At 60.7% G+C, this 11,897-nt stretch carries 7 protein-coding genes and 1 other RNA gene; 1 reads left to right on the top strand and 7 read right to left on the bottom strand.

Annotated features, from left to right (window positions below; genetic code table 11):
* Positions 1-153: 153 nt before the first annotated feature.
* Positions 154-492 carry a YbaB/EbfC family nucleoid-associated protein gene (locus tag ACQKP2_RS20500; RefSeq protein WP_427578992.1) on the bottom strand — a complete coding sequence of 113 codons (339 nt, stop codon included), beginning with the start codon at positions 490-492 and terminating at the stop codon, positions 154-156.
* A 63-nt stretch (positions 493-555) separates the two neighbouring features.
* Positions 556-2,637 carry a DNA polymerase III subunit gamma/tau gene (gene dnaX / locus ACQKP2_RS20495; protein WP_427578990.1) on the bottom strand — a complete coding sequence of 694 codons (2,082 nt, stop codon included), beginning with the start codon at positions 2,635-2,637 and terminating at the stop codon, positions 556-558.
* A gap of 134 nt (positions 2,638-2,771) precedes the next feature.
* On the opposite strand from dnaX, the gene ACQKP2_RS20490 reads away from it, so the two are divergent.
* Positions 2,772-3,584: a substrate-binding periplasmic protein gene (locus tag ACQKP2_RS20490; protein ID WP_427578989.1), complete on the top strand. Its 813-nt coding sequence runs from the start codon at positions 2,772-2,774 to the stop codon at positions 3,582-3,584.
* 104 nt (positions 3,585-3,688) lie between these two features.
* Here the strand turns inward: ACQKP2_RS20490 and ffs are convergent.
* The 5 genes from ffs to ACQKP2_RS20465 form a co-directional block, all read right to left on the bottom strand.
* An RNA gene (gene ffs, locus ACQKP2_RS20485) (signal recognition particle sRNA small type) lies at positions 3,689-3,785 on the bottom strand.
* Positions 3,786-4,089: 304 nt separating this feature from the next.
* Positions 4,090-6,447: an NAD-dependent DNA ligase LigA gene (ligA, locus tag ACQKP2_RS20480; RefSeq protein ID WP_427578987.1), complete on the bottom strand. Its 2,358-nt coding sequence runs from the start codon at positions 6,445-6,447 to the stop codon at positions 4,090-4,092.
* A 100-nt stretch (positions 6,448-6,547) separates the two neighbouring features.
* Entirely contained in the window at positions 6,548-7,417 is an 870-nt protein-coding gene (zipA, locus tag ACQKP2_RS20475; protein WP_427578985.1) for a cell division protein ZipA, read from the bottom strand.
* Positions 7,418-7,675: 258 nt separating this feature from the next.
* Entirely contained in the window at positions 7,676-11,164 is a 3,489-nt protein-coding gene (gene smc / locus ACQKP2_RS20470) for a chromosome segregation protein SMC (RefSeq protein ID WP_427578984.1), read from the bottom strand.
* 2 nt (positions 11,165-11,166) lie between these two features.
* Positions 11,167-11,826, bottom strand: coding sequence for a GntR family transcriptional regulator (locus ACQKP2_RS20465; protein ID WP_427578982.1), 660 nt, complete (start codon positions 11,824-11,826; stop codon positions 11,167-11,169).
* Positions 11,827-11,897: the final 71 nt, after the last annotated feature.

Below are 11,897 nucleotides of genomic sequence, written 5' to 3'. Positions count from 1 at the left end.
GGCTCGCTCCCACATGTACACTTGGTCAACTGTGGGAGCGAGCCTGCTCGCGATAGCCATGTCACTGGCACCACCTACCCGGCAGACAGAAACAAAAATGCCAGGCGCGATGCCTGGCATTTTTGTTTAGCCCATCCGACGCGTCCTGGCGAATCAGAACGGCAGTTTCATGCCCGGTGGCAGTTGCATGCCAGCGGTCATGCCGGACATCTTGTCCTGGCTGTTGGCTTCGATCTTGCGCACGGCGTCGTTCACCGCAGCCGCGAATACCGCTTCCAGCATTTCCTTGTCGTCTTCGCTCAGGCCTTCAACCAGGCTTGGATCGATGGTCACGCGCTTGACGTCATGACGACCGGTCATCACCACAGTGACCATGTCGCCACCCGCGCGACCGGTGACTTCGGCGTTGGCCAGTTCTTCCTGCATCTTGGCCATTTTTTCCTGCATCTGCTGCGCCTGCTTCATCAGGCCGGCCATGCCACCTTTCATCATGGGAATCACCTCAAAAGTACTTGGATTAAAACGGCGCCCGGCTTTTTGACCAGACGCCTTCAGTTATTGGCCCTGAGTGGCCAGAGCTTCGACAGGTTCAATAGTATCGTTACGGACCACCGCACCGAACTGCTGCATCATTTGCTGGATGAACGGATCGCCATGGATGGACTCCTCGGCCTCGCGCTGACGGTCGGCACGACGGCGCGACGCGGCCTGGGCCGGGGTTTCCTGCTCGGGCTTGATCAGTTCCATGGTCAGAGTCAGGGTACGCCCGTGGTACTGGTTCAACGCCTCGTTCAGACGACGCTGCTGCGTGGCATTGAACAAGGCGCTATGGGCCGGGTCCAGGTGCAGCAGCCAATGGTCACCCTCCACCGCGATCAGCGTGCAGTTGGCGGCGATACTGCCGGTCATGCCCGAGATCGGCAGCTTGGGGAACAACTCCAGCCATTGCAGGGCCAATCCGGTGGCTGGCGCGGCGGCAGGCTCGGGTTCAGGCTCCGGTGCGGGCTCGACGGCATGCTCGCTGGCCAAGTCGTCCAGGTAGCTGTAGGCCGAGTCCATGTCGGGCTCGATATAGTCTTCGTCCAGTGGCGGCTCATCATCCGCATCCATGCCCGGCGGGATCGCGACGTCGGCAATGGATGACGGCGGGATCGACTCGGCAGCCCATTGCGGCGCATCCGGCATTCCGCTGTCCAACGTCGGCATCGGCACCACTTCAGGTTGTTCGCTGGCAGTTTCCGCCACCGACTCCACTGCTGGCTGCTGAGCGATGGCGGGTTCTACGGGGTCGTTCCATGGCAAGTCGATAACTTCTTCGACCTCTTCGACCACCGCCGCCTCGATCACAGGCGCGGGAACAACCACAGGCGCAACCGGCTCGGGCGCAGGAGCCGGCTCGGGAGCCACTACCGCAGCGACAGGTACGGACGGTGCCGGTGCAACCGCCGCCACTGGTGCAACAGCCGGCGCGGCAGCCACTGAATTGGCGGAATCAACTGTGGCCTGGCTGATCCCCACTGGCTTTAGCGATTGCCTTGGGGCATCGGTGGTATCGGCGGGCCGGAACGCCAACATCCGCAGCAGCACCATTTCGAAGCCACCCCGCGGGTCCGGTGCCAACGGCAGGTCGCGACGACCGATCAGACCCATCTGGTAGTAGAACTGCACATCTTCGGCCGGCAGGGCCCTGGCCAGTGCCAGCACCCGGTCGCGGTCGCCATGACCGTTGTCGACACCCTCAGGCAAGGCCTGGGCAATGGCGACACGGTGCAGCACGTTGAGCATTTCCGACAGTACGCCACTCCAGTCCGGTCCCTGTTCTGCCAGATGCCGGACCGCTTCAAGCAACGCCTTGGCATCGCCTTCGATCAACGCATGCAGGACGTCATAGACCTGGCCGTGATCGAGGGTGCCGAGCATCGCCCGCACATCGGTGGCCATGACCTTGCCCTCACCGAAGGCAATCGCCTGGTCGGTCAGACTCATGGCATCACGCATCGAGCCATCGGCGGCGCGGCCCAGCAACCACAGCGCATCGTCTTCGAACGGCACGTTCTCGACGCCCAAAACGTGGGTCAAATGCTCGACCACGCGTTCCGGCGTCATGTTCTTCAGGGAGAATTGCAGGCACCGCGACAGAATCGTTGCAGGAAGTTTCTGCGGATCGGTGGTCGCCAGGATGAACTTGACGTAGGGTGGCGGCTCTTCGAGGGTTTTCAACAGCGCATTGAAGGAATGGCTGGAGAGCATGTGCACTTCGTCGATCAGGTAGACCTTGAAGCGCCCGCGGCTGGGTGCGTATTGCACGTTGTCGAGCAACTCGCGGGTGTCTTCGACCTTGGTGCGGCTGGCGGCGTCGATCTCGATCAGGTCGACGAAACGGCCTTCATCGATCTCGCGGCACACCGAGCACTCGCCACAGGGCGTCGAAGTGATACCTGTTTCACAGTTCAGGCATTTGGCAATGATCCGCGCGATGGTGGTCTTGCCGACCCCGCGCGTACCGGTGAACAGGTAGGCGTGGTGCAGCCGCTGGCTGTCCAAGGCATTGATCAGAGCCTTGAGCACATGGGTCTGGCCGACCATTTCGCGGAACGAGCGTGGACGCCATTTACGTGCAAGAACCTGATAACTCATCGAAAACCGTCGCAACGAAAGAAGCAGAAGCGGCTAATGCTAGCGGAGCAAGGGCAAAATTGCATCCGGCGCGCTCGCCTAATCTGGCTAAGCTGCACTTTGGGGCGTGTTGTGACATCGATAGCGGAGCGTTTATGCGGCTGGCCTTGGGGGCACTGTTGCTGATCAGCCTGAACGGCGTGGCCGCCGAAGCGCCATTGCGCTTTGTGGTACCCGACAGTTGGGCGATGCCGATGGTTCAGATTGACCAGGGGCGACCGACCCAGGGCATTTTGTACGACGTGATGCTCAGCCTCGCGACCCAGGTGGGCGTACCCGCCGAATTTCATGTGTTGCCCCGTGGCCGCATACAGCAGGCGATGGAGCATGGCGAAGTGGATATCCGCTGCTATGTCGCGAAATCATGGCTGCCTGAACTGTCCGGCGATTATCTGTGGAGCATTCCGCTCTGGCGGCAACCCGACCTGTTGGTCAGCCGCCCTGCCCCACAGCTCACGGTGAATGCCGCCAGCCTGCCGAGACAATCCATCGGCACCGTGCTCGGCTACAGCTACCCGACCCTGCAGCCACTGTTCGACGCCGATCGCCTGCAACGCGACGATGCCCGCAACCAGGAACAGGTACTGGAAAAACTCCAGGCTGGACGCAATCGCTATGCCGTCAGCAATCAATGGACGCTGGACTGGTTCAATCAACGCCTGCTGCCGGAGCATCGCCTGCAAGGCGTCGCGGTACTGCAGGAGCAGAATGTCGGCTGCTACGTCCGCAACGACCCGCGCCTGCCCGTACAACGCATTCTGAGCACCCTGGTACGCATGAAGAGCTCAGGGGAAATCGATGACGCCATCCGGCTGTATATTGGTAACGAACCCGAAGCCGGAACACCGGCACAATCAGCGGTTGTCGAGGGTGAGAACCTGATCAGGGCCGACGGGCCGACGTATTGAAAAAGGCAATCGAATGGCTCGCCTAGTTAAAGGCCACGCTGTCGAATGTGGAATTTCAGGATTGGCAGCGCGTTGATTCACAACGGCCTGGAGATAGGTGGCGACCCCACCAGCCACACCCCGGCACACAATGTCACCGCTGCGGCTGCTCCCTTCCAGGCCTGACCGGGTTCACGGCTGATCGTTGCGGGGGGACCGATGGGGCCACCATAACGACGCTCGCCTTGCGGCGAGCCGCGCCATTGTACCTATCTGAGTCGAAGTTACAACCGTTCGGACAGATTAAAAAATATGAGGCCGGTCAAAGACATGCGTCGAGCTGAAAAGATTGGCCCGGCGCGCCCCGAGCCTGCCCCCACACCTGTGGGGACAACCCCTTCTGCGCCCTGCCCCTGTTGCTGAATCACCCGATGAATGAATCGCAACCCGGCAATGGCGGTCGACGGCAGCACCCGCTGTAGGAGCCAGGCTTGTCGGCGAAGGCGTTTTCGAAGGCGCGGCAACCTCAAACGCTAATGCCGTATTCCTTCAGAAACACGAGAAACGCCTCTTCATCCATCACCCTCACACCCAGCTCGTTCGCCTTGGCGAGTTTCGATCCCGCTCCCGGTCCGGCCACGACGCAGTGGGTCTTGGCCGACACAGAGCCCGCCACCTTGGCCCCAAGGCTTTCCAGATGCTCCTTGGCGACATCACGGCTCATCACTTCGACCTTGCCGGTCAGCACCCAGGTTTCCCCGGCGAGCGGCAGGCCTTCGACGACCTTTTTCTCGCTCTGCCAGTGCATGCCGAATTCGCGCAATTGCTGCTCGGCGGATTCGGCGATTTGCCGATGCTGCGCTTGGGCAAAAAACTCACGAACCGAGTTGGCCTGCTTCTCCGGCAATGCCTGGCGCATATCAAGCCAATCGGCGTTCATCACGGCGTCCAGTGAGCCGAACCTGTCCGCCAGTTTCTGCGCGCCACCCGGCCCGACCAAGGGAATGTGCAGTTTGTCGAGAAAACCGCCCAAGGTCGTACTCGCAGCGAATTCAGCCCCCAGTTCGCCCTGGTCCTGAATCTGCAAGCCATGCCCCAGCAGTTCGCTGATGACCTGCTGGTTGTGCGCGTCCTCGAAGAAGCTGTGAATTTCATGCGCCACTTCCAGACCGATGTCCGGCAGATAGGTCAGCACTTGCGGCAAGGCTTGCTGCACGCGCTCAAGCGACCCCAGCGAACGCGCCAGCACCTTGGCCGTCTCTTCGCCGACATCGGGTATGCCGAGGGCATAGATAAAACGCGCCAGACCGGGTTTCTTGCTGTCCTCGATAGCGCTCAACAGTTTGTTGCTCGACACCTCGGCAAAGCCTTCCAGATCGACTATGTCATCGAATTTCAGCGCATACAGGTCTGCCGGCGAGCTGACCAGGCCTTCATCCACCAACTGCTCGACGCTCTTGTCGCCCAGGCCCTCGATATCCATCGCCCGACGGGAAACAAAGTGGATGATCGCCTGCTTCAACTGCGCACCGCAGGCCAGGCGTCCGACACAACGGTACACCGCACCCTCGCTGACGGTTTCACGGCCCTTGCTGCGCTTGACCAGTTGGGTGCGCTCGACATGAGAGCCGCACACCGGGCAGCGCTGCGGAATCTGCACCGCACGCGCATCCTCGGGGCGGCGCTCGGTGACCACTTGCACCACTTGCGGAATCACGTCGCCAGCACGACGAATGATCACGGTGTCTCCGATCATCAGCCCCAGGCGCGCCACTTCATCCATGTTGTGCAGTGTGGCGTTGGCCACGGTCACGCCGGCCACCTTGACCGGTTTCAGGCGCGCCACAGGCGTGACAGCGCCGGTACGGCCGACCTGGAACTCCACGTCGAGCAATTCGGTGAGTTCTTCCATGGCCGGGAATTTATGGGCGATGGCCCAACGTGGCTCACGGGCACGAAAGCCCAATTCACGCTGCGAAGCGATGCTGTTGACCTTGAACACCACACCATCGATTTCATAGGGCAACGCGTTACGACGCTCACCGATGTCGCGGTAGTAGTCCAGGCATGCATCGACGCCGTTCGCCAGTTTCAGCTCATGGCTGATCGGCATGCCCCAGGCCTGTAATTGCTTGAGGTTACCAATGTGGGTGTCGGAAATATCGTGGGACACCTGGCCGATACCGTAGCAGCAGAATTCCAGCGGGCGGTTGGCGGTGATCTTCGAGTCCAGCTGTCGCAGACTCCCTGCCGCTGCGTTTCGCGGGTTGGCAAAGGTCTTGCCGCCAACTTCCAGCTGCGTGGCATTGAGCCGCTCGAACCCCGCCTTGGACATGAACACCTCACCACGCACTTCCAGCGTCGCCGGCCAGCCGGTGCCATGCAACTTGAGCGGGATGTTGCGCACGGTGCGCACGTTGACGCTGATGTCTTCGCCGGTGGTGCCGTCGCCACGGGTTGCGCCGCGCACCAGCACGCCCTCCTGATAAAGCAGGCTGACGGCCAGGCCATCGAGCTTCGGCTCGCAGCTGTACTCCACCTCGACACCGCCACCGAACAAATCACCGGCCGGCAGATCCAGGCCTTCAGTAACTCGACGGTCAAACTCGCGCATGTCGGTTTCTTCGAAGGCGTTGCCGAGGCTGAGCATCGGCACTTCGTGGCGCACCTGGGTGAAGGCCGTCAATGCCGCGCTGCCGACGCGCTGGGTCGGCGAGTCACTGGTGATCAACTCGGGATTGGCGGCTTCCAGCGCCTTGAGTTCCTTGAACAACCGGTCGTACTCGGCGTCCGGAATGCTCGGCTCGTCCAGCACGTGATAACGGTAGTTGTGCAGGTCCAACTCGGCGCGCAGCTCTGCAATACGGGTTTTGGCGGCAGTCATGGGTGTTCTCTCATAAAGCAAAAGAGCAGCCGAGGCTGCTCAATCTGTTAAAGCGGTAAAGCATATTGTAGGAGCACGGCTTGCCGGCGAGGTTCTGATTTCAGCGCTTCTGGGTCAGGGCGCGACGCTCGAATTCGACGATGCGCTGACGGTAGTGCTCAATCGTCTGGGCAGTCAAAACGCTGCGCTGGTCGTCTTTCAGTTCGCCGTTGAGTTCCTGAGACAGTTTGCGCGCCGCTGCCACCATCACATCGAACGCCTGTTTCGGATGACGCGGCCCCGGCAGGCCGAGGAAGAAGCTCACCGCCGGCGTGCTGAAGTGATCGATATCGTCCAGGTCAAATACCCCAGGCTTGACCGCGTTGGCCATGGAGAACAGGACTTCACCGTTACCCGCCATGCTTTCGTGGCGGTGGAAGATGTCCATTTCACCGAAACGCAGGCCGCTTTCCAGAATGTTCTGCAGCAGCGCCGGGCCCTTGAAGCCCGCCGCATCACGGCAGATCACGCTGATCACCAGCACCTCTTCAGCTTGTGGCTGATCTTTATCGCTGATGGTAGAAGCTGCCTTGGTGTCTTCGACAAAATCATCATCGCGGCTGTTCAGGCTCGGGCCGCCATCCAGATCCAGGTTGAGGTTCAGGTCGCCCTGGGACGGCTCGCTGCCGCGTTTTCCGCGCTTGGAACCCGACTCGCGGGGTTCACGGGCTTCGCGGGGCTCACGGGCCGGCATGCTCACCGATGGCAGGTCGTGCTCATCCAGTTGCGGCTCTTTGTGGGTATCGAGCACACGGGCCGGGCCCAACAGCTCGGCGCTGGTGTCCTCGTCCGGCAGGTTGGACAGGTTTCGGTCAAGGCGGAATTTCAGTTTTCCCTTGCCGCCGCGCATGCGGCGCCAGCCGTCGAAAAGAATACCGGCAATGACAATGATGCCGATGACGATCAGCCACTCGCGCAGACCGATTTCCATGTAATCCCGTGCCTCTATAAAAAATGCTGGAAAATAAGGGGTTTACAATGTGTAAACCGCTTTAAAACGTGGCGCCAACTCTATGTTCTGACAGGCGTTTTGCCCACGTATACGAAAAATTGACATTAAACTAGCACGACCAAAGGCAACTTTACACCGTCTGTCACAACGGCTTGAGCGAATATGTCGATTAGCCAGCAAGTCAGGTCAATCAGAAAAGGCCTGGCGGGCATGTAGTACCTATCCTACAGGTACAAATCAGGCATCCACCATCGCCATCGCCTCCTCGACATCCACTGCCACCAGACGCGAACAGCCGGGCTCATGCATCGTGACCCCCATCAGTTGATCAGCCATTTCCATGGCGATCTTGTTGTGGGTGATATAGATGAACTGCACCGTTTGCGACATCTCTTTGACCAGCCGTGCGTAGCGTCCAACGTTAGCGTCATCCAATGGCGCGTCAACCTCATCGAGCATGCAGAACGGCGCCGGGTTCAATTTGAAGATCGCAAAAACCAGTGCCAGTGCCGTCAGGGCTTTTTCGCCACCGGAGAGCAAATGGATGGTGCTGTTCTTCTTTCCTGGCGGCCGCGCCATGATCGTTACCCCTGTATCGAGTAGATCTTCGCCCGTCAGTTCCAAATACGCGCTGCCACCACCGAAAACTTTTGGAAAAAGCGCCTGTAAACCGCCATTGATCTGATCAAAGGTATCCTTGAAACGGTTACGGGTTTCCTTGTCGATCTTGCGAATCACGTTTTCCAGCGTTTCCAGCGCCTCCACCAGATCGGCATCCTGCGCATCCAGATAACGTTTACGCTCCGATTGTTGCTGGTACTCGTCGATGGCTGCGAGGTTGATCGCACCCAGGCGCTGAATCCGCGCAGCAATGCGCTCGAGCTCTTCCTCGGCGGCTTTTTCGCTGGCCTCGACTGTCAAGGTGGCCAACACGCCGTGCAGGTCGTATCCGTCTTCGAGCAACTGATCCTGCAAAGCCTTGCGCCGCACGGTCAGTGCCTGCCATTCCATGCGCTGTTGTTCCAGCTGGCCACGGATCAGTTGCGATTGCTGCTCGGCCTGGCTGCGGCGCTTCTCGGCGTCGCGCAACGCGCGGTCGGCATCTTCCAGCGCAATCTGAGCGGTCTTGAGCTCTTCGTCGACGGTCATGCGCTTGTCGAGCAATTCTTCGAGCTTCAACCGCAGCTCTTCCAGCGGCGCTTCGCCCTCCTCCAGGTTGAGGCTCAATTGCTCGCGCTTTTCCGTCAGCCGTTCGGACTGCAACTCCAGGCGTTCCAGCGCCTGGCGCGTCGAATCGTGCTGGGCCCGCAGCGAACCCAGGCGCACCGCCAGTTGATGGGCATGATCCTTGTGCTGTCGCGCTTCCTGGCGTACACGGTCCAGGCGCTCGCGCAGGCTGTCGCGCTGAGCCAGCAACAACTCGCGCTGCTCGGTGTCCAGCGCCATGCTGTCCAGGGCTTGCTGCAATGTCAGTCGCGCTTCGCCGATATTTTCGTGCTCCAGCGCACGCTGCTCATCCAGCTCGACCAGTTCCTCGTCCAGGCGTGTGCGGCGCAGGGTCAACTGCTCCACCTTGGCCTTGCCGGCCGACAGCCTGGCTTTCAGCTCACCTTGCTGACGGGCCTCGTCCTGCAGCAGGCGACGCAAATGTTCGCGGCCGTTTTCCTGCTGCCGCTGTTGCGCTCGCAGGGTCTGCAATTGCGTTTCCAGGGCTTCGACAGCGATTTCGCGTTCTTCGCGCTCAAGGCTCAATGCCTGGATTTCCTGCCCGCGAGCGAGTACGCCACTTTCCGCTTCACTGGCCCGACGCACGCGCAGGAAATGCCGGCCCACCCAGTAACCATCGCGGCTGATCAGGCTCTGACCCGCAGCCAACTCGCCGCGCAAGGTCAAGGCCTGCTCGAGGCTGTCGACCGGTTTGACCAGGCCCAGCCACGGCGACAGATCAACGTCTGCCTCGACTTTGTCGAGCAAGCTGCCCGCTATACGCACGCCATCAGAGGCAGGACTGAGCAATCGCAGATCGCCCTGGGCAAACCCGGACAAATCGAAATCGTTGAAGTCATCCACCAGCACCGCTTGCAGGTCGGCGCCCAGTACGGTCTCGACCGCCAGCTCCCAGCCGGCCTCGACTTTCAAGCCTTCGGCCAAACGCGGGCGATCAGCCAGATTTTGTTCACGCAGCCATTCGGCAGTACCGGTGCCGGGGTCGAGCGCGGCTTGCTGCAAGGCTTCAAGCGAAGCCAGTCGCCCATTGAGGCGCTGCAGATCGCCCTGAGCCTGCTGCTGTGCGGTCAAGGTCTGCTGCAGTTGCTGGCGCAGTTGCTCAAGCTTCTCGACCTGCGCTTGCTCACTGTTCTGCAGATCCTCAAGCGTCGCCTCGGACTCGGCAAGCTGCTCACTGAGCTCCATGATCGCCGCGTCCTCCGGGTCCGCCGAGAGCAATGCACGTTCTTCACCAAGACGCTTTTGACGTTCGGCCAGACGCTCCAGGCTGGTTTCCAGCTGCTGGATTCGCGACTGCTGAACCTCAGCCTGACGCCGCGGTTCGGCGGCCGTCAGGTTGAAGGTGTCCCATTGTTCCTGCCAGCCGTGCATGGTGGCTTCGGATTCTTCCAGCGCAGCGGCGGCCTCTTCGGCGGCGGCGCTGGTGACCTCCTGCTCCGGGGTGAGCATGTCCAGCTCTTCGCCAAGGGTCAACAGCAAGGTGCGGTCATGCCCCAGGTGCGACTCGGTTTCCAGGCGCGCGCGCTCGGCTTCCTTCAAATCATCCTGCAACTGGCGCAAACGCTGCTGGCCATGCTGGATGGACTGTTCGACCCGTGCGATGTCGCCACCGACCGAATAGAAACGCCCCTGCACAAGATTGAAGCGTTCGGACAGGTCATGGTGCCCGTCACGCAAGCGTTCGATGCTGGCATCGGCGTTGCGCTGCTCGGCAACCAGGGCTTCAAAGCTGATTTCCTGGGTGCCGATGATCGATTCGCGCTGGCCGACCTGATCGTTGAGATCCTGCCAGCGCAGGGCCGACAGTTGCGCCTTGAGCTGACGCTCCTCGCCTTTGTATTCCTGATACTTCTTGGCGGCTTCGGCCTGGCGGTGCAAGCGTTCGAGCTGACGCTCAAGCTCTTCACGCAGGTCGGTCAGGCGGGCGAGGTTTTCATGGGTGCGGCGAATGCGGTTTTCGGTTTCGCGCCGACGCTCCTTGTATTTGGATATTCCTGCCGCTTCCTCGATGAAATTGCGCAGGTCCTCCGGTTTGGCCTCGATCAGCTTGGAAATCATCCCCTGCTCGATGATCGAGTAGCTGCGCGGGCCAAGACCGGTGCCGAGGAAGATGTCGGTGATATCGCGACGCCGGCACTTGGCGCCGTTGAGGTAGTAGCTGTTCTGGCTGTCGCGGGTGACCTTGCGGCGGATGGAGATCTCCGCGTAAGCGGCGTATTCGCCGATCAGCGTGCCGTCGGAGTTATCGAACACCAGTTCGATGCTCGCCTGGCTCACCGGTTTGCGACTGGTGGAGCCGTTGAAGATGACATCGGTCATCGACTCGCCGCGCAGGTTTTTGGCCGAACTCTCGCCCATCACCCAGCGCACGGCATCAATGATGTTGGATTTGCCACAGCCATTGGGTCCCACGACCGCCGCCATGTTACTGGGGAAGTTCACCGTGGTCGGATCGACGAAGGATTTGAACCCCGCCAGCTTGATGCACTTGAGCCGCACCCTCAGGCGTCCGTCAGGGCAGAAATCACCAAGTCGCAACTGCGCTGGCAATACGCCGTCAGCACCTCGCGAATCAGCGCAAAGTCACGGTCGATCACGGCCGCGAGCAAGCGTGAAAAAAGCTCCAGGTACTCGCTCATTTCGGCCTTGCGCTGGTCCAGGGCGAGGAAATAAGCACGACTCATGGCCGGCTGCAGATTTTCGATGGTCTCTTGCAGATACGGATTGTTGGCGAACGGGTAAGTGGCACGCATCACGCTGAAGCTGTCATCGACGAAGGTGCGGATGTCCTGGCGTTCGTAACTGGCGGTCAGGCGCTGCTGAATTTGCACGAACGGCGCCAGATCGGCCTGGACTTGCCAGCCGCTGGCCACGGAATTGCCCAGCAGGATGTACAACTCGCTCATCAGCGCGCACAGGCTTTGCACTTTGTGCACGGTCATTTCGGTTACGTGGGCGCCACGACGCGGCAGGATCGCGATCAAGTGACGACGCTCGAGGACCAGCAAGGCTTCGCGAACCGAACCACGGCTGACGTCGAGCGCCTGCGTGACCTTCTGTTCCTGGATGCGCTCCCCCGGCTTCATTTCACCGCGAATGATGCGTTCGGCGAGGTGGTGAGCGATTTGCTCGGCGAGGCTGTCCGGCGCCTTGAACGTCATGGTTGTCCTTCAAACTCTTCGATCTGCACAAGCGGCGCAGTGTAGCGCAATTGACACGTCATGGCGCAGGG

The sequence above is a fragment of the Pseudomonas sp. NPDC089569 genome, assembly GCF_050280625.1.
In the GTDB taxonomy this organism is placed as follows: Bacteria; Pseudomonadota; Gammaproteobacteria; order Pseudomonadales; family Pseudomonadaceae; genus Aquipseudomonas.
Note: the sequence above shows the minus strand (reverse complement) of the source record. Positions and strands in the feature narration are given on the sequence as shown.